We start from the raw sequence: 18,900 nt of genomic DNA, 5'->3' as shown, positions 1-18,900 counted from the left end.
CACCGCCGAGCCGGGAGCACATCACCGTGGCTGAGATCCTCGTACTCGTCGACCACGTCGACGGAAACCTGCGCAAGCCGACCCTCGAACTGCTCACCCTGGCACGCCGGTTGGGAGAGCCGTCGGCCGTCTTCCTCGGGGCGGGAGCGGACGCCGCCACCGAGACGCTCGGCCGGTACGGCGCACAGAAGGTCTACGTCGTGGACGCCCCGCCGGTCGACGAGTACCTCGTCACCCCGGCCGTCGACGCCCTCACGCAGATCGCGGCGAGCGCCGAGCCGGCCGCGATCCTGGTGCCGTCGACCCTGGACGGCAAGGAGACCGCCGCCCGCGTCGCGCTCCGGCTGGAGTCGGGGCTGATCACCGACGCCGTGGATGTCACCGCGGGCGCGGACGGACCGGTCACCGAGCAGTCCGTGTTCGCGGCGACGTACCAGGTCACCGCGCATATCACCCAGGGCGTCCCGGTCATCACGGTCAAGCCGAACGCCACCGCCCCCGAGCCCGCCCCTGCCACGCCGACGGTGGAGAAGGTGGACGTCGCCTTCGGTCCGGCCTCCGCCGCCGCGCAGGTCGTGGAGCGCACCCCCCGTACGCGCAGCGACCGGCCCGAGCTGACCGAGGCCGACATCGTGGTCTCCGGCGGGCGGGGCGTGAACGGCGACTTCTCCGTGGTCGAGCGGGTCGCCGACGCCCTCGGCGCGGCCGTCGGCGCCTCCCGGGCCGCGGTGGACGCCGGCTGGTACCCGCACAGCCACCAGGTCGGCCAGACCGGCACGCAGGTCTCCCCGCAGCTCTATCTCGCCGCGGGTATCTCCGGCGCGATCCAGCATCGGGCCGGTATGCAGACGTCCAAGACGATTGTCGCCGTGAACAAGGACGAGGACGCGCCGATCTTCGAGCTGGCCGACTACGGCGTGGTGGGCGATCTCTTCCAGGTGCTGCCGCAGCTGGTGGAGGAGATCGGCAAGCGCGGGGCCTGAGGCTTCCGTATCGCGGGCTGATACATCTAATGTAGCTAACTGATTCAGTCCATTTACCCGAAGGAGCGCCATGACGGAGATGCGGCGCCCGTGACCACTCCCCCGAACGACGCGGACGCCTCGTACCCGTCGTATCCGGAGGACCTGGAGCAGCCCGGGCTGGTGCGAACCGGGCGGTCGACCTTCGTCCGGCCCATCCGGCCCGAGGACGCCGACCGCCTGGTCGCCTTCGTGGGCGGTCTGTCGCGGGCGACGCTGGCCTACCGCTCCCTCGGCCCGGTGGTGCGGATGCGCGACGACGTCATCCGGCGCGGCGCGCACGTCGACTATCTCAACGAGCTGGCGCTGGTCGCGCTGGCCGGGGACGAGATCGCGGGCCTCGTCCGCTACGTCCGCGATCCCGAGGAACCCGACCACGCCGAGGTCACGTTCACCATCCGGGACGACCACCAGAGCGAGGGGTTCGGCAGGCTGCTGCTGGAACACATCGCTGCCGCCGCCTGGGCCCGCGGCATCCGGGTGCTGGAAGCCGACGTCCTCGCGGACAACACCCGCATGATCAACGTGTTCCTCGGCTCCGGCTACCGGGTCGAGGCCGGGCCGCCCGGCCAGATCCTCCACTTCGACATCGCCATCGACCCGCAGGCGCATGCCGTGGCCCGGGCCGAGCGCCGCGAGCACACGGCCGTACGGCGTTCCTTGCGGCCCCTGCTGGAGCCCAGGTCGGTCGCGGTGATCGGCGCCAACCGCAGCCCGCTGACCATCGGCCACGAGATCGTGGCCAACCTGCTGCGCGGCGGCTTCGAGGGCGGCGTGTTCCCGGTGAATCCGCATGCCGGACAGGTCGCGGGGGTGCGGGCGTATCCGCGCGTGCGCGAGCTGCCCGAGGTGCCGGATCTGGCGCTCGTCGCCGTGCGGGCGGAGGCGGTGCCCGAGGTCGTACGGGAGTGCGCGGACGCCGGGGTGAAGGCGGTGGTCGTCGTGTCCACGGGCTTCGGGGAGACCGGGGCGGCCGGGCGGGCGACCGAGCTGGAGCTGGCCCGGTTCGCGCGGGCCTCCGGTATGCGGCTGGTCGGCCCGAACTGCATGGGCGTGGTCAACACGACGTCCGCGGCCCGGCTCGCGGCCACCTTCTCGCCCGCGCTGCCCGCTCCCGGCCGGGTCGCGATGTCCAGCCAGTCCGGTCCGCTGGGCCTGGCGGTGCTCGACCTCGCCCGGCGGCTGCGCCTCGGCTTCTCCGGTTTCGTGTCGGTCGGTCACGCGGTGGACGTGTCGACCAACGACCTGCTCCAGTGGTGGGACGAGGATCCCGAGACGTCGGTGATCCTGCTGCACGTCGAGCACTTCGGCAATCCGCGCCGGTTCGCCCGGATCGCCCGCCGGGTCGCGCCGCGCAAGCCGATCGTCGCCGTCCATCCCGGTCACGAGGACGCGGCGGTGAGTTCCCTGTTCGCCCAGTCCGGCGTGATCCGCACGCACAGCCTCCAGGAGCTGTTCGACGTGGCGTTGCTGCTCGCCCACCAGCCTCCGCCGCCCGGCAACCGCGTCGCCGTCATCACCAACGCCGGCGGACCCGCCGCGCTGACGGTGGGAGCGTGCGCGGCGAGCGGACTGCGGGTGCCCGCGCTCGGCGAGCCCACCCGGGAGGCGCTCCGCTCGGCCCTGCCGTCCCGCGCCGACGTCGGCAATCCCATCGACCTCACCCCGATGGCCACCGCCGACCACTACCGGCAGGCGCTGGCCGCCGTACTCGCCGACGACGAAGTCGACGCCGCCGTCGTGCTGTTCATGCCCCCGCTCGCCGACAAGGCCGACGAGGTGGCCTCGGCGATCCTCGACGCGGCCTCCGCCGTCCCGGACAAGCCGGTCGTGACCAGCTTCCTCGGTGACGGAGGCGTCGCCGATCTGCTGCGCCGGGGCGAACTCGTCGTACCGACCTACACGTTCCCCGAATCGGCGGCGGCGTCCCTCGGGCACGCGGCGGCGTATCAGGCGTGGCGCAGTACGCCCGCGGGTGTCGTACCGGACCTGACGGGAGTCGACCCGGACCGGGCGCGCTCGCTGGCCGGCGGGTGCGCCCCCGGTCCCGTACCCGCGGATGTCGCGGTCGAACTGCTGGACGCGTACGGCATCACGGTGGCGGACGCCGAGAGCCGGGGCCCCGACGCGTTCCTGTCCGTCAGCGCCGATCCGGTCTTCGGGCCGGTGGTCTCCTTCGGCCTGACCGGTGACTACGCCGACCTCATGGCGGACGTGGCGTACCGCATCACTCCGCTCAGCGACCGGGACGCCCGCGAGATGGTCCGGTCGCTGCGCGCGGCGCCGCTGCTGGCGGGCGTGGATCTGGCGGCGCTGGAGGAGACCGTCCTGCGGATCTCGGCGATGGTCGAGGACCTGCCGGAGATCGAGGCACTGGAACTGCGTCCGGTGCGGCTGCTGCCGCCCGGGGACGGGGTCGCCGTCGCGCACGTGACGATCCGGCTGACCGACAACTCACCGGGAGGGAGCCCGTCATGAAGGTGGGCATCTATTTCGACCTGCGCAATCCGCCGCCGTGGCGGCAGAGTTGGTCGCGCGTGTACGGCTTCGCGCTGGAGATGTGCGAGGAGGCGGACCGGCTGGGCCTCGACTCGGTCTGGTTCTCCGAACACCACGGCTTCGAGGACGGGTACCTGCCGCAGCCGCTCACCATGGCTGCCGCGGCGGCCGCCCGCACCCGCCGGGTACGGCTGGGTACGGCCGTCATTCCGGCGCCGCTACACGCGGCGCCCGAGATCGCCGAACAGGCCGCCCTCGTGGACATCCTGAGCGACGGGCGGCTCGACCTCGGGCTCGGCACCGGCTACCGCGTCCCCGAGTACCGGCTCTACGGCGGCGACCTCGGCAAGCGCTACTCCACCACCGATCAGCGGGTACGCGACATCCGCGGCCTGTGGGCCGAGTCCCTGGTCACCCCGGGTCCGGTCCAGGATCCGCTGCCGATCTGGCTCGGCTACCAGGGCCCGCAGGGCGCCCGCCGCGCCGGCCGGCTCGGTACAGGCCTGTTGTCGCTCAACCCGGCCCTGCTGTCCCCCTACCGCGACGGGCTCGCCGAGAGCGGGTACGACGTCTCGACCGCCCGGATGCAGGGCTCGTTCACGACCTTCGTCACCGAGGATCCCGACGCCGACTGGCCGGTGGTACGCAAGCATCTGTCGTACCAGTGGGACACCTATCGCCGGTACATGGTCGAGGGCACCGACCAGCCCGTCCCCCGCCCCATCGACCCCGAGAAGTGGCGGGAACGGGGGCTGAGTTCGACCGGCGTCGGCCAGTTCCTCTACGGCACACCGGAGGACACCGCCGCGGCCATCCGGGAGTACGTGACCGGACTGCCCGTCGAGGGAGTGTTCCTGTGGGCGTCTCTCGCCGGGATGCCGGAGGACATGGTCGCCCGGCAAGTCCAGCTCATCGCGGGGAAGCTGCGTCCGCTGCTCGCCGAAGTCTGAACTCTGCATGTCCGACACGAGGAGTCACGCCATGTCTGCCACGCCGTCGACCGGGCCCTGGGCGGGGGCCGACTTCCAGGAGCCGCCGCGTACACCGGGCGGTGTGGCGCTGTGCGGGGCGTGCCGGGCCGCCGGTTCCTGCCGGCTGGGTGTGGAGCACGAGCGGCTCGACGAGGACGGGGCGGCGCTGTTCGAACTGCACTGCCCGCGCGATCAGGAAGGCGGGCCCGATGTCGCGCACGGCGGCTGGACCGCGGCCGTCCTGGACGACTGCCTCGGCCATCTCCCTTTGCTGCACCGGGTGTTGAGCGTGACGGCGGAGCTGACCATCAGCTTCGTCAAGCCGGTGCCGGTGGAGCGGCCGCTGGAGGTGCGGGCCTGGGTGGAGAAGCGCGAGGGCAGGCGCTGGTACATCCAGGGCGAGATGGTGCTGCTGCCGACCCGTGCCGTGCTGGCCCGCGCGTCCGGGATCTGGGTGACGCGGGACCAGGGGCACTTCGCGCGGCACAAGGAGTGGCTGGCGGGGCAGGACGCCCAGGGGCAGTAGCGACGCTCGGGCTCAGTAGGACCGCAGCCCCATGCTCCGGGCGATCCCGTTCCGCTGGATCTGGCTCGTCCCCCCGGAGATCGTCGCCACGATCGACTCCCGGTAGCGGAAGCTCATCACGCTCTCCGTGGAGAAGCCGTGCCCTGCGCAGACCTGCATCCCGAGCCGGGCCGCCGCCACATATGTCTCCGAGCCCTTCAGCTTGGCCATCGAACCCTCCCGCGTGCACGGCTTGCCCTGCGCGAGCAGCCACGCGGCGCGGTAGGCGAGCAGCCGGGCGGAGTCGATCTCGGTCTGGAGGTCGGCCATGCCGTGGGCGAGTGCCTGGAAGTTGCCGATCGGCCGTCCGAAGGCGTGCCGGGTGCGAGAGTACTCCAGCATCTCGTCGAGGGTGGCCTGGGCGGCGCCCAGATAGCCGCCGGTGATGATCACCTTCTCGAGTTCGATGTTGGAGAGCATGACCTTCCAGCCCTCGTCGTGGGGGCCGACGAGGTTCTCCCTGGGCACCAGGGCGTCGTTGAAGAAGACCTCGTTGGTGCCGAGGATGTGCCGGGCCAGCGTCGGTGTCCGGCGGACCTCGACGCCGTCCGTGGTGGGGTCGACCAGCAGCAGGCTGATGCCGCCGTGCTTGGGCTCGCGGGGGCCGGTACGGACGTACGTCGCGATGGTGGTGTCGGGCAGTCCGCCGCCGGTGCACCAGGCCTTCTGGCCGCGCACGAGGAAGTGGTCGCCGTGGTCATCGGCGGTGGTGCGCAGGGCGGCGGCGTCGGAGCCGCTGTCCGGCTCGCTCAGGCCCACGGCGAGCCGGTGCCGCCCGGTCATGACCTGCTCACGGATGAAGGCGCGCTGGGCCTCGCTGCCCCAGCGGAACACCGTGATCCCGGGAATGAGCACACCGATATAACACATGGCGACATCGAAACTGGCCCGCCCGAGCTCCTCGGCGATCAGGATCAGCTCCAGCGGCCCCCCGCCGTCGCCGCCCTCCTCCTCGGTGAACGGCAGCGAGAACCAGCCGAGTTCAGCCATACCCCGGAACAGCTCCGGCGGTACGACACCCTGCTCGTCCCACTCCTTGGCCTTCTCGGCCGGGCACACATCGGCGACGAACTGCCGTGCCGTCGCGCGCAACAGATCCTGCTCGTCGGTCAGCCCGAAGTCCACGGCCACTCCCTCGCGTGCGTTGGCGGCACATTCATCTAACTCTTTATTCTATGTTAGCTGATACGAGCCCGCGCCGGGCAGCTCACGCACTTTGTCTCCCGCGGGGAAAAAGTTCCGAGATCTTGTGTCAAAGGGGTTACGGCTGCGGACCAAGCCCGCTAACTTCCCGGAACTGAAGCAGTCAGAGCTCCAACAGGGCCCACTGGCCTCTGTTTTGACGGCGCGACGGCGCGCGCCGGCACTCCCCCGGGCAGGCCCTCCGCGGCCTGCCGCCACCCCCACCTCTCCGGGAGAACTCTGTGCGCACGAGACTGCTCGGACACAGACGTGTCCGTACGCTGCTCACGGCCGCGGCGTGTGCCGTGGGCCTGGCGCTCCCCCTGAACCCCGCCGCCGCGGCTCCCACCTTCGCCCAGGCCCCGGCCTCCCCCGGCGGCACAGCTCGCGCCGCCGCGGCCGAGGACTTCCAGCAGGTCACCCTCGCCAAAGGCGTGGCCGAGACGGGCGAGCCCATGACCATGGCGGTCCTGCCGGACCGCTCGGTGCTGCACACGTCGCGGGACGGCACGGTGCGCCGCACCGACGCGGCCGGCAACACCGCCGTGGCGGGCACGCTCGACGTCTACAGCCACGACGAGGAGGGCCTCCAGGGCATCGCGGCCGATCCCGGCTTCTCCGCCAACCGTTTCGTCTACCTGTACTACGCGCCCGCGCTGAACACGCCGGGCGGCGACGCCCCGTCCAACGGGTCGGCCTCCGACTTCACCCCGTTCGACGGGGTCAACCGGCTGTCCCGGTTCGTCCTGAAGACCGACAACACCCTGGACCTCGCCAGCGAGAAGAAGATCCTCGACGTGCCCGCCTCCCGCGGCCTGTGCTGCCACGTCGGCGGAGACATCGACTTCGACGCCGCGGGCAACCTGTACCTGTCGACCGGCGACGACACCAACCCCTTCGCCTCAGACGGCTACACGCCCATCGACGAACGCGGCTCACGCAACCCCGCGTACGACGCCCAGCGTTCCTCGGGCAACACCAACGACCTGCGCGGCAAGATCCTGCGCATCAAGGTCGCCGCCGACGGTTCGTACACGATCCCGTCCGGGAACCTCTTCCCGTCCGGCACCGCGAAGACCCGGCCCGAGATCTACGCGATGGGCTTCCGCAACCCGTTCCGGATGAGCGTCGACAAGGCCACGGGCATCGTCTACGTGGGTGACTACGGCCCCGACGCCGGTACCGCCAGCGCGTCGCGCGGCCCCGGCGGACAGGTCGAGTTCAACCGGATCACCAAGGCCGGCAACTTCGGCTGGCCGTACTGCACCGGCAAGAACGACGCCTACGTCGACTTCGACTTCGCGACCGGCGCCTCGGGTTCCGCCTTCAACTGCGCGGCACCGAGGAACACTTCGCCGCGCAACACCGGCCTCACCGACCTGCCGCCCGCCCAGCCCGCCTGGATCCCCTACGACGGCAACTCCGTACCGGAGTTCGGCAACGGCTCCGAGTCCCCCATGGGCGGCCCCGTCTACCGCTACGACGCGGCGTCCACCTCGGACGTGAAGTTCCCGCAGGAGTACGACGGCGACTTCTTCGCCGGCGAGTTCGGCCGCCGCTGGATCAAGCGCATCGAGGCGAGCGGCGACGGCACCGTGCAGTCCATCAACGCATTCCCCTGGAGCGGCACCCAGGTGATGGACATGGCCTTCGGCCCGGACGGCGCCCTCTACGTCCTCGACTACGGCACCGGCTACTTCGACGGCGACGAGAACTCCGCGCTGTACCGCATCGAGCACGTGACCGGCGGGCACGCCCCGGTGGCACAGGCCAAGGCGAACGTCACCTCCGGCAAGGCGCCCCTGGCCGTCTCCTTCTCCTCGGCCGGCAGCTCCGACCCCGAGGGCGGCACCCTCGCCCACGAGTGGACCTTCGGCGACGGCGCCACCTCCACCGCGGCAGACCCGTCCCACACCTACACGGCCAACGGCCAGTACACGGCCACGCTGAAGGTCACCGACCCCACCGGCAAGTCGGCCACCGCCTCCGTGCGGATCACCGTCGGCAACACGGCCCCGACGGTGCGGATCGACACACCCGCCGACGGCCGGATCTACGACTTCGGCGCCGCCATCCCGTTCAAGGTGACGGTCACCGACCCTGAGGACGGCACGATCGACTGCTCCAAGGTGAAGGTCAACTTCATCGTCGGCCACGACAGCCACGGGCACCCGCAGACCTCGGCCACCGGCTGCACCGGCACCCTGCAGACGCTGGCGGACGGCGAACACGACCCCAACGCCAACATCTTTGGCGTCCTCGACGCCGAGTACACAGACCAGGGCGCGAACGGCCAGCCCGCGCTCACCACCCACGACCAGCGGATCACCCAGCCCAGCCACCGGCAGGCCGAGCACTACGGCGACGCGTCCGGTGTGTCGGTCATCAACCACACCCCCGCGCACGGCGGCAAGACGGTCGGCGACATCCACAACGGCGACTGGATCTCCTTCAAGCCGTACAGCCTCGACAACACCCGCACCTTCACCGCCCGCGTCTCCTCGGCGGGCACCGGCGGCACCATCGAAGTACGCACCGGCTCCCCGACCGGCACCCTGCTCGGCACGGCCACCGCACCGGTCACCGGCGACTGGGAGACCTTCCAGGACGTCACGGCGTCGCTGGTCAACCAGCCGGCCGCCGCGACCACCCTCTACCTCGTCTTCAAGGGCGGCAGCGGCGCACTGTTCGACGTGGACGAGTTCTCCTTCACCACCGCCACCGGCGGCGACCGCACCGGCGAGGTGAGGGGCGTCAACGGCAAGTGCCTGGACGTGGACAACGCGGGCACCGCCGACGGCACCAAGATCCAGCTCTACACGTGCAACACCTCCGCCGCCCAGCGCTGGACCGTCGCCGACGACGGCAGCCTCAAAGCACTCGGCAAGTGCCTGGACATCGACAACGCAGGCACCGCCGACGGCACCAAGATCCAGCTCTATACGTGCAACAACACCGGCGCACAGAAGTGGGCGGCCCAAGCCGACGGCACCGTCCGCAACCCCCAGTCCGGCAAATGCCTCGACGCCTCCGGCGACACCTGGAACGACGGAACCCCGGTCCACCTGTGGACCTGCCACACCGGACCCAACCAGAAGTGGACCCTGCCGTGACTAGGAGACGACGCACGATGCGTACCCCGCTCAAAGCGCTCATCAGCCTGTTCACCGCCGCCGCGCTCTGCATGACTCCCCAAGTCGCGGCCCTGCCCGGCGCCACACCGGCCGCGCTCACCGCCCCGCGCGACGCGGCACCGGCGGCGGCCGACCCGGCGTACAGGATCCTCGTCTTCTCCCGGACGGCGGGCTTCCGCCACTCCTCGATCGACGAAGGCATCACGGCCCTGCGTGAACTCGGCGCGGCGAACAACTTCACCGTCGACGCGACCGAGGATCCGCAGACCTTCACCACGTCCAACCTGGCCCAGTACCGGGCCGTCGTCTTCCTGTCGACCACGGGCGACGTGCTCGGCAACGCCCAGCAGACGGCCTTCGAGCAGTACCTCGGCTCGGGCGGCGGGTACGTCGGCATCCACGCCGCCGCCGACACCGAGTACGACTGGCCCTTCTACGAGGGACTGGCCGGCGCCTACTTCCAGTCCCACCCCGCCATCCAGCCCGCCACCGTCAAGGTCGAGGACCGGGCGCACGACGCCACCGCGCACCTGGGCCGCACCTGGCAGCGCACCGACGAGTGGTACAACTACCGCACCAACCCCCGCACCACCGCCCATGTGCTGGCCTCACTGGACGAGTCCAGCTACTCCGGCGGCACCATGTCCGGCGACCACCCGATCGCCTGGTGCAAGGACTACGCCGGTGGCCGGGCCTTCTACACCGGCGGCGGCCACACCGAGGAGTCCTTCGCCGACCCGGCCTTCCGCCGGCATCTGCTCGGCGGCATCCGCTGGGCCGCCGGCACCACCCAGGCCGACTGCCGCCCGGAGACCGGCTACACGTCCCTGTTCGACGGCACCGGCACGACCGGCTGGAAGCAGGCGGGACCCGGCGGCTTCACCCTGGCCGACGGCACCCTGACCTCGCAGGGCGGGCTGGGCATGCTCTGGTACAACGCCCGGGAGTTCACCGGCGACTACTCCCTCAAGCTGGACTGGAAGGCGAGCGGTGACGACAACTCCGGTGTCCTGGTGGGCTTTCCGGCCTCCGACGACCCGTGGTCGGCGGTGAACAACGGCTACGAGATCCAGATCGACGCCACCGACACCACAGACCGCACGACCGGAGCCGTGTACGGGTTCCAGTCCGCCGACATCCCCGCCCGGGACGCCGCCCTGAACCCGCCCGGCGAGTGGAACACCTACGAGATCCGAGTCACCGGGGAGCGACTGGAGATCTTCCTGAACGGCCGGAAGATCAACGACTTCTCCAACACCGACCCGGCGCGCAGCCTGCAGCAGGGCCACATCGGCCTCCAGAACCACGGCGACGGCGACGAGGTGGCTTTCCGCAACGTCCGGATCAAGCAGGCCACGCCGCCCGGTCCGCGTTCCGGTGAGGTGAAGGGCGTCAACGGCAAGTGCCTGGACGTGGACAACGCGGGCACCGCCGACGGCACCAAAATCCAGCTCTACACCTGCAACACCTCCGCCGCACAGCGCTGGACCGTCGCCGAAGACGGCACCCTCACAGCACTCGGCAAGTGCCTCGACGTCTCCGGGGGTGCCAGCGCCGACGGCACCAAGATCCAGCTGTACACATGCAACAACACCGGCGCACAGAAGTGGGCGGCCCAAGCCGACGGCACGGTGCGTAACCCCCAGTCCGGGAAGTGCCTGGACGCGTCCGGTGGCACCTGGAACGACGGGACCCCGGTCCACCTGTGGACCTGCCACACCGGACCCAACCAGAAGTGGACCCTGCCGTGACCAGGAGGCGACGCGCGATGCGTACCCCGCTCAAAGCGCTCATCGGCCTGTTCGCCGGCGCCGCGCTCTGCATGACTCCCCAGGTCGCGGCCCTGCCCGGCGCCGCAGCGGTGCCCGAGTACTCGACCGCCGAGGCCGGCAACCCCTTCGTCGACGGCTGGTACGCGGACCCCGACATCGAGATCTACGACGGCAAGTACTGGGTCTTTCCTACGGCGTCGAAGCCGTACGCCGAGCAGACCTACCTCGACGCGTTCTCCTCGACCGACCTGATCCACTGGACCAAGCACAGCAACGTCCTCACAACGGCGAACGTCTCCTGGGCCAAGTACGCGGTGTGGGCGCCGGCTCCGGTCCAACGCGGCGGCAAGTACTACCTGTACTTCGCCGCGAACGACATCCAGAACAACTCCGAGCTCGGCGGCATCGGCGTGGCCGTCGCCGACCGCCCCGAAGGGCCCTACAAGGACGCCCTCGGCAAGCCGCTGATCTCGCAGTTCCACAACGGGGCCCAGCCGATCGACCAGGACGTGTTCATCGACGACGACGGCCAGGCGTACATGTACTACGGCGGCTGGCACCACGCCAACGTCGTCAAGCTCAACCCGGACATGACCAGCCTGGGCACCTTCGAGGACGGATCGACCTACAAGGAGATCACGCCGGACAACTACACCGAGGGCTCCTACATGTTCAAACGGAACGGCAAGTACTACCTGATGTGGTCGGAGGGCGGCTGGACCGGCCCCGACTACTCGGTGTCGTACGCCATGTCCGACTCGCCGACGGGCCCCTTCCAGAAGATCGACAAGGTACTCGCCCAGGATCCGGCGGTCGCCAAGGGCTCTGGCCACAACTCCGTCGTCAACGTTCCGGGCACCGACACCTGGTACATCGTCTACCACCGCCGTCCGCTCAGCGAGACGGACGGCAACCACCGTCAACTGGCCTACGACCGCATGTACTTCAACCCCGACGGCACGATCCGCCGCATCGCGATGCGGGTGAAGGACAACTTCGCCGACGGCAACGCACTGGGCTGGAAGACGTACGGCGGGACCTGGTCGGCCGGCGACGGGCGGTACCGGGTGGGCCGCAGCCTGGGCGGCAAGTCCCTCCTCGACACCAATTTCGCGGACTTCACGTACGACGCCGACGTCACGGTGACCTCGGGGCGCGGGGACGCCGGGCTCACGTTCCGGGTGAGCAGGCCCTCGGTCGGCTTGGACAGCTACTCGGGCTATTACGCGGGCATCAGCCCGAGCGGCAAGGTGGTCCTGGGCCGGGCGAACGACTCCTGGACCGAACTGGGAACCGCCCGGACATCCGTCAAACCGGGCTCGACACACCGGATCCGCGTCACCGCCGTCGGCCCGTCGATCAAGGTGTACGTCGACGACATGACGACCCCCAAGATCTCCGCCAGCGACGGCACCTACCGCAGCGGTGCGAACGGCGTCCGGGTCTTCGACTCCGCCGCCTCCTTCGACAACATGACCATCGGACCCGCCCGCTGACGTAGGAGGAGCGTCCACGCCCAAGGACCCGTGCTCAGGCGGCCGTTACGCGCTGGGTGGCCGTGCACCGCAGGGGCGGTCGCCGGAGTGCGGGCCGTGGCGAATGACGCGGGTCGGGACCGTGATGCGGCGGGAGGCGGGCGGTTCGCCGTCCCGGTGACTCAGGCGGTCGATCAGCAGGCGTGCGGCCTGCCGGCCGATCTCGTCGGCGTCGTACGAGACGAGTGTCAGGGGGAGGCCGAGGACGTCGGAGAGCTCGAAGTCGTCGAAGCCTGCCAGGGGAAGTGTGATCCCCGCTTTGTAGAGGGCTCGGATCGCACCTTGGCTGATGCGGTTGTTCGTGCAGAACAGCGCGGTAGGACCCCCGGGCCGGTCGAGGATGTCGAGCGCCGCTCGCTCGGCCGTCGCGGCGTCGACGAGGCCTTGGCAGATGAGGGCGTTGTCGGGCTCGACGCCGGCCTCCTCGTGTGCCGCCCAGAACCCACGCAGCCGTTCAGCCCCCGTGTACAGAGCCGGCGGGTTGCCGAGGAAGGCGATGCGGGTGTGCCCTTCAGCGAGCAGGCACGCGGTGGCCTCGCGGGCACCGTGAAAGTCCTCGACCAGCACGCAGTCGGTGTCGAGGCCGGCCGGCGGCCGTGCGGCGAGGACGACGGGGACATGGCGCATGGCGTCGGCCAAGTGCTGCTGCCGGCTTCCGGCGGGGACGACGATCAGCCCTTCGACCTGGTGATCGATGAGGCCGTCGATCAGGCCGGGCTCCCGCTCCGCTTGTTCGGCCGTGTTGCTGAGCATCATCCGCAAGCCGTGTTCGGTGGCAACTTCCTGGACGCCGAGCGCGAGACGCGAGTAGAACGGATTGGCGAGGTTGGTGACGACAAGACCGATCATCCCGGTGCCGCCGAGCCGCAGGCTGCGCGCGGTCTCGTTGCGGCGGTAGCCGAGGCGGTCCACCGCGGCGAAGACGCGTTCGCGTGTGGCTTCGGACACGCCGGGATCGTTCTTGAGTACCCGTGAGACGGTCATGGCACTGACCTGCGCGAGTTTCCCGACGTCATGCATGGTCGGCCCGCCGCCTCGGCGACCAGTCACGCTCCTTCACCTTCCTCATATGCCCTGCGCCCAGTGGGCGGCCCCGATCAGCGGCGCCTCCGCAGGCTGCCTGGCCGCCAGGACGCGCGGAGCGGGCTCGGCGGCCTGAGCCAGCCCTGTCGAGAGCGCACGGTGAATCAGGTCCCACGACTGCGCCATAGACCCGCCGACGACCACCGCAGTGGCCTGGAAACGGGCGATCCACGGGGCCAGGGCCTGACCCAGGGCGTCGAAAGCGTAGCGGAAAGCCTCCGAAGCCGCGGTATTGCCCTGCCTGGCCAGCGCGGCAATCTCGTGGACGTCCGGGAGGACGCGATCGTCCGGAAGGGTCTCGAGGCGGGCGTAGTGCGCGCGGATGGCACGGCGCGAGACCACCTCCTCCAGCGGGACGTGGTGCACGGTCAGTCGGTGCGCATGTCCGTCGGGAGGCACCTGAGGGCCGTCGTGCACGGGTAGGCCCTTGTGCAGGAACGAGGAGCCCACTCCCGTGCCCAGCGTCAGGCACACCGCGCGCTCGTGCCCAGCGGCAGCGCCGGCGCGATATTCACCGAGGGCGAAGGCGTCGGCGTCGTTGAGGAAGCACAGCCGCTCAGCCCGGTGGTCCAGCCGCTGACGCAGACCGGCCCCGACATCGACGCCGGACAGTGACTCGAACTTCCCGATACCCGTGAACCGGCCTGTCCCGGTGTCGTAGTCGAAGGGGCCCGGCATGGCCACGCCCCAGCACAGCCGGTGGCCTGCGGGCAGGTCCAGCGCGGCCAGGGCGATGGCGTCGAGGATGCCGGCGGCCGGGGCGTGCGAGCTCAAGGGTCTGCGGATCACCGAGGAAGAGATGGGGCGGTTGGCCGCAGGGTCGACGAGGGCGGCGGTGACGTGCGTTCCGCCGATGTCGAGAACGGGGATCGGCGCATGAGTCCGCTCGGCACTGGTCACGGCTCCACCACCAGAGCCTTCACGAGGTGTACCTCGTCATTGCCCACAGCACGGATGCGGTAGGAGCCGACCGCGGCGGGCACGGTGATGGTCTCGGCGAAGGCCAGGAAGTGGGTGCGTCCGTCACTGGTCTCGATGACGGCGCCCTGGCCCGAGGCGAGGTTGAGGATGTGGAAGCGGCCGGCTGTGTCGTCGACGATGCCGGCGGCCGGGGCTACGACCAAGCGGTGCACCGCGTAGAACATCTCCGGCAGGGCGCCGATGACTTCCTCCCGCCAGCCCTCGCCCGCGCGCAGCGTGCGAGGCTGCTGGATCAGGTCTTTCGTCACGTCCTCCCCTCGCCGGGCGGTGTCCAGATTGGCGAATCCGTGTTCGTAGGGCAAGGGCCGGGATGCGCCGGTGGCGTCCTTGCGGAGCCAGTCGTAGAAGCGCAGGGAGTACAGATACGGCGTCGCACTCACCTCCAGCACCAGATTGCCCGCGCCGGAGGCGTGCGGGGTGCCGGCGGGGATCATGAACAGCTGGCCCACCGTGGCCGGATGGGTCTGGATGTGGTCCTCGACGGGCAGCGGGGTGCCGTGGGTGATGGCGTCCTCGACCTGGCGGCGCATGGCGTCGACGTCCGCATGCTCGGTGAGACCGAGCAGCACCTGGGCGCCCGCCTCGCTGTCCGTGACGTAGTAGGTCTCGTGCTGTGTGTACGGCCAGCCGAACACCTCCCGCATGTACTGCTCCTGCGGGTGGCAGTGCAGGGACAGGTTGCCGCCCTGCATCGTGTCGAGGTAGTCGAACCTGATCGGGAAGGACGTGCCGAACCGGCGGTGCACCTCCTGGCCGAGCAGGTCCGTCGGGTGCAGGACGCACAGCAGTTGGAAGGGGACCTCGACCTGCGCCCCGCCCTCTTCGCCGACCAGGACTCCCGCTTCGGGAGCGATCAGCTCATAGCCGAGAGCGGTGTTGCCGGCCTGCGGGGTGAAGCCCAGTTCACTTGCCGCCCACTGGCCTCCCCACGGGGTGGAGTTGAAGTACGGGCGGGTGCGCACCGGCCCGCGGGCCAGGTGGGCCAGGGTGCTGCGCAGCGCGGTTCCGTCCAGCGAGGTGGGCGATGCCGTGTCCTGCATGTCGATCCACCGGTCGATCCGGCCCGCATTCGCGTCGCGGTGCCGGTCCAGGACGGGCCAGTCGGTGTAGAACAGCCGCACCAGATCACCGGGCTCGCCGAAGCGGCCCAGGTTGACGCCCACCGGCAGCTGCCCGTGTGCCACGGCAGCCTCGGCGTACCGTTTCGGCAGGTCCGCGTACCACAGCACATCCGGCCCGAACAGCGCCGCGCCCGGCCCGAACACCACCAACACGCCGTCGTTCAGGGGCCTTTCAGCCTGCTGAATGGAGTCGAACAGGTCGGCGAGCTGCGCCTGGGACAGCGGAGTGAAGAACGGGTCGTCGGCAGGGATGGGCCGAGCGGTGATCCGCTCGGCGGCCGACGGCGCGTAGTGGCTGCGCACGTCCAGCAATTCCACGTCACGCCCCGCGGAGCGCAGGGCCGTCGTCAGGCCGTTGGCGAGCGCACCCCAGTCCAGCGCGGCAGGACCGTCCACCGCCAGAGCGAGTGGGCCGGACGGCAGCGTGGCGACGGCGGCCGGCCAGCCTGCGATCACCTGCCCGTCGACGGGGTCGTAGCTGGGGTGGGGGTCGTACGCACGAGAGGCGGAATGCACTTCTTCTCCTCGCTGGGCTCCGTCATCGTAGTTAACGATAACAGTCGGCGAACAGAGCGATCCACTCCCTCCTCCAGGCCACTTTCTTCATTCAGATCACGCGTAACCTGCTGTTATCTCCCGAAGCCGCCACGGCAGCGACATCACATGGCGACGAACCCTTGCCCTCACTTGAATGTTGTCGTTAACTTCCAGGGTCACATCCGGCCATGCCAGGTGGCCCGTTCGTGAAGGTGATCAATGACAGCATCGGGCACGCCCCGCCGCGCAGCCTCGCCGCTTGCTCGGCGTCGCTTCCTCGCCGGGATGACCGCAGGTGCGGTCACTCTCGCCGCACAGGGTTGCGCTCGCGGGGCAAGCACTTCCCCGCAGCCGGGGACGACGAGCATCGCCAACGACAACGCCACGTGGGACGAGGGGTATCGCTCGGCCGGGCGCGAACTGGAGAAGATCACCGGGTATGCGTTGCGGCCGCTGTCGAATCCCTCGGTGACGTCGTATCAGCAGGTCGTGCAGATGACCCTGCAGACCTCGAAGGCCTCCGACATGGTCAAGTGGGCCTCGGGCTATCAGCTCAAGCGTCTGGCCCGCGCAGGCGGGCTCACCGACCTGTCGAGCGTCTGGGCGCAGTACGCGGCCAAGGGGTGGGTGCGCGACGCGACGCGGGAGACGATGTCGTACGACGGGAAGGTCTACGGCGTCCCGCTGTACGAGTCGTACTACGTGCTGTTCTACAGCAAGCCCGTGTTCAGGAAGCTGGGGCTGTCCGCCCCGTCCAGCTGGGCTGAACTGCTGCGCTGTGCGGAGGTTCTCAAGCGGAACAAGATCACGCCGTTCTTGGCCAGCCAGGTCGGGGGCTGGCCCGCCATCGAGTGGTTCCAGGAGCTGGTCACCAAGGTCGACCCGCGTTTCTACCAGAAGCTGGTGGCAGGCGAGGCCTCCTATCTCGACGACGCAGCGCGCCAAGCGATGGACATCTGGCACGACTTCATGCGCAAGGGCTGGATGACATCGCCCGACTTCGACCAAGCCCGCGGCCCCGGCGCGCTGAAGGCCGGCACGGTGGGCATGTTCCTGCACGGCACATGGCAGGCGCAGGGAATGAGCGCCGTCGGCATGAAACCGGGCGCCGACTACGGTGCCTTCATTCTTCCCACGGTGCGGCCCTCCGTCACCAAGAGTGTGATCACCGAGTCGGGCGTCTTCGCGGTGCCCACCCGCGCTTCGTCGCACGCCGCGGCCATGAAGAATGTCGGAGCCTGGCTCGACCCGTCGGTTCAGCGGGTGTGGAGCGACTTCCTGCAGGACAGCTCCGCCAACCCGACGGTGCGTTCGAGCAACCCGGTCGTGGCGGAGCTACAGCGGGACATCGCCCGGGAACGCCGGCTCCCGCTGATCAGGTACTGGGAAGCCAGCCCCCCGAGCCTCATCCAGGGCAACACCAATGACCTGGGCGGCTTCATGGCCGGGCAGACCTCCCCGGCCACCACGCTGCGCCGGATGCAGGAGCGTGCACAGGACGAATGGGCCGCCTGGAGGCGTGACGAAGCATGAGCACTTTCTCGACCGACCAGCGCACGTCCGCCACCGGTGGCGGACTCCCCAGGGTGCCCTCACCCGGCAGTGCACCGCCTTCGCCCACGACGCACACGTGGCGCAAGAGGCGTGAGCGCCTGACGGCCGGGACGTTCATGGCTCCGGCTGTACTCCTGGTCACCGCCTTCCTGCTCGCCCCGTTCGTCTGGACCGTCTACCGAAGCTTCTTCAGCGACACCCGGACCTCGACGTTCAGCTGGTTCGACAACTACTCACTGTTCGCTTCCGACCCGGCGTTGTCCCGCTCCGTCCAGAACACGCTGATGTGGGTGGTGGGCACAGTCCTGCTCCCCTTCGTGCTCGGACTTGCCATCGCCTGCATGACCAACGCCACCCGCTGGTCGCGTCTGGCACGGCTGTGCGTAGTGCTTCCCTATGCGCTCTCGGGTTCAGCGGTGGCAGTGGTCTGGAACTTCATGCTCACGACCGACGGCGCCGTCAACCAGGTCCTGACCTCGCTGAATCTGGGCTCACTCGCCGAGGGATGGCTGCTGACCTGGCCGGGCAACACCGTCGTGATGATCCTCGCCAACGCCTGGCAGGCCACCGGTGTGGCAGTCATCCTCTTTCTGGTCGGCCTGCAGTCCATCCCACCGGAGACCGTGGAGGCCGGCGCCCTGGACGGCGCGGGGAGCTGGCAGCAGTTCCGCCACATCGTCCTGCCTCAGCTCCGGCCTGTCTCGATCATCGTGATCGGCATGAGTCTCGTGAACGGCCTCAAGTCGTTCGACCTGATCTGGGTGCTCACCCAAGGGGGCCCCGGACGTGCCACGGAGACCCTTGCGGTGTCCATGTACAACGAGACCTTCCTGGAACTGCGGCCTGGTGCGGGAGCGGCCATCGCAGTGGTTCTCACCGTGATCGTGCTGGCGGCTTCCTGGCTCTATCTGCGCCGTCAGCTCGACGTGAAAGGCGAATAACCA

The 18,900-nt window shown here is 69.7% G+C and carries 13 protein-coding genes; 9 read left to right on the top strand and 4 right to left on the bottom strand.

Going from position 1 to position 18,900, the window contains the following annotated elements:
• Positions 1-26 precede the first annotated feature (26 nt).
• The 4 genes from AB0I98_RS17350 to AB0I98_RS17335 all read left to right on the top strand — a co-directional run bounded on the left by AB0I98_RS17350 (position 27) and on the right by AB0I98_RS17335 (position 5,018).
• Positions 27-983, top strand: a complete 957-nt coding sequence (locus AB0I98_RS17350) for an electron transfer flavoprotein subunit alpha/FixB family protein (protein WP_362941924.1) — start codon at positions 27-29, stop codon at positions 981-983.
• A gap of 90 nt (positions 984-1,073) precedes the next feature.
• Positions 1,074-3,500, top strand: coding sequence for a GNAT family N-acetyltransferase (locus AB0I98_RS17345; protein ID WP_362941921.1), 2,427 nt, complete (start codon positions 1,074-1,076; stop codon positions 3,498-3,500).
• Positions 3,497-4,471: an LLM class flavin-dependent oxidoreductase gene (locus AB0I98_RS17340; RefSeq protein ID WP_362941919.1), complete on the top strand. Its 975-nt coding sequence runs from the start codon at positions 3,497-3,499 to the stop codon at positions 4,469-4,471. The genes AB0I98_RS17345 and AB0I98_RS17340 overlap by 4 nt, the downstream gene beginning before the upstream one ends.
• Positions 4,472-4,502: 31 nt before the next feature.
• Positions 4,503-5,018: a PaaI family thioesterase gene (locus AB0I98_RS17335; RefSeq protein ID WP_362941916.1), complete on the top strand. Its 516-nt coding sequence runs from the start codon at positions 4,503-4,505 to the stop codon at positions 5,016-5,018.
• Between the two features lie 12 nt (positions 5,019-5,030).
• Here AB0I98_RS17335 and AB0I98_RS17330 read toward each other — a convergent pair whose 3' ends face one another.
• On the bottom strand, positions 5,031-6,182 hold the full coding sequence (locus AB0I98_RS17330) for an acyl-CoA dehydrogenase family protein (RefSeq protein WP_362941914.1): 1,152 nt from the start codon (positions 6,180-6,182) through the stop codon (positions 5,031-5,033).
• A 299-nt stretch (positions 6,183-6,481) separates the two neighbouring features.
• Here AB0I98_RS17330 and AB0I98_RS17325 point away from each other — a divergent pair, with 299 nt between their 5' ends.
• The 3 genes from AB0I98_RS17325 (at position 6,482) to AB0I98_RS17315 (ending at position 12,641) form a co-directional block, all read left to right on the top strand.
• On the top strand, positions 6,482-9,352 hold the full coding sequence (locus AB0I98_RS17325; RefSeq protein ID WP_362941911.1) for a PQQ-dependent sugar dehydrogenase: 2,871 nt from the start codon (positions 6,482-6,484) through the stop codon (positions 9,350-9,352).
• A 71-nt stretch (positions 9,353-9,423) separates the two neighbouring features.
• Complete coding sequence (locus AB0I98_RS17320; protein ID WP_362942182.1) at positions 9,424-11,124, top strand: lectin; 1,701 nt, start codon at positions 9,424-9,426, stop codon at positions 11,122-11,124.
• 17 nt (positions 11,125-11,141) lie between these two features.
• The gene (locus tag AB0I98_RS17315) at positions 11,142-12,641 is read left to right on the top strand and encodes a family 43 glycosylhydrolase (protein ID WP_362941908.1); all 1,500 of its coding nucleotides are present in this window, start codon (positions 11,142-11,144) and stop codon (positions 12,639-12,641) included.
• Positions 12,642-12,686: 45 nt separating this feature from the next.
• Here the strand turns inward: AB0I98_RS17315 and AB0I98_RS17310 are convergent, their stop codons facing one another.
• Genes AB0I98_RS17310 through AB0I98_RS17300 form a run of 3 tightly spaced genes read right to left on the bottom strand, consistent with a single transcriptional unit; the run spans position 12,687 to position 16,381 of the window.
• Positions 12,687-13,700, bottom strand: coding sequence for a LacI family DNA-binding transcriptional regulator (locus AB0I98_RS17310; protein WP_362942179.1), 1,014 nt, complete (start codon positions 13,698-13,700; stop codon positions 12,687-12,689).
• Between the two features lie 45 nt (positions 13,701-13,745).
• Positions 13,746-14,663 carry an ROK family protein gene (locus AB0I98_RS17305; protein WP_362941905.1) on the bottom strand — a complete coding sequence of 306 codons (918 nt, stop codon included), beginning with the start codon at positions 14,661-14,663 and terminating at the stop codon, positions 13,746-13,748.
• On the bottom strand, positions 14,660-16,381 hold the full coding sequence (locus tag AB0I98_RS17300; RefSeq protein ID WP_362941902.1) for a class I mannose-6-phosphate isomerase: 1,722 nt from the start codon (positions 16,379-16,381) through the stop codon (positions 14,660-14,662). The genes AB0I98_RS17305 and AB0I98_RS17300 overlap by 4 nt, the downstream gene beginning before the upstream one ends.
• A 306-nt stretch (positions 16,382-16,687) precedes the next feature.
• Between AB0I98_RS17300 and AB0I98_RS17295 the strand changes: the two genes are divergently transcribed.
• Positions 16,688-17,935 (top strand): extracellular solute-binding protein, encoded by a 1,248-nt coding sequence (locus tag AB0I98_RS17295; RefSeq protein ID WP_362941899.1) that lies wholly within the window; start codon positions 16,688-16,690, stop codon positions 17,933-17,935.
• A complete protein-coding gene (locus AB0I98_RS17290) occupies positions 17,932-18,897 on the top strand; it encodes a sugar ABC transporter permease (RefSeq protein WP_362941896.1) in 966 nt (321 codons plus the stop codon). The genes AB0I98_RS17295 and AB0I98_RS17290 overlap by 4 nt, the downstream gene beginning before the upstream one ends.
• The last annotated feature ends 3 nt before the right edge of the window (positions 18,898-18,900 follow it).

This window comes from Streptomyces sp. NPDC050211 (assembly GCF_040656035.1).
Classification (GTDB): domain Bacteria; phylum Actinomycetota; class Actinomycetes; order Streptomycetales; family Streptomycetaceae; genus Streptomyces.
Note: the sequence above shows the minus strand (reverse complement) of the source record. Positions and strands in the feature narration are given on the sequence as shown.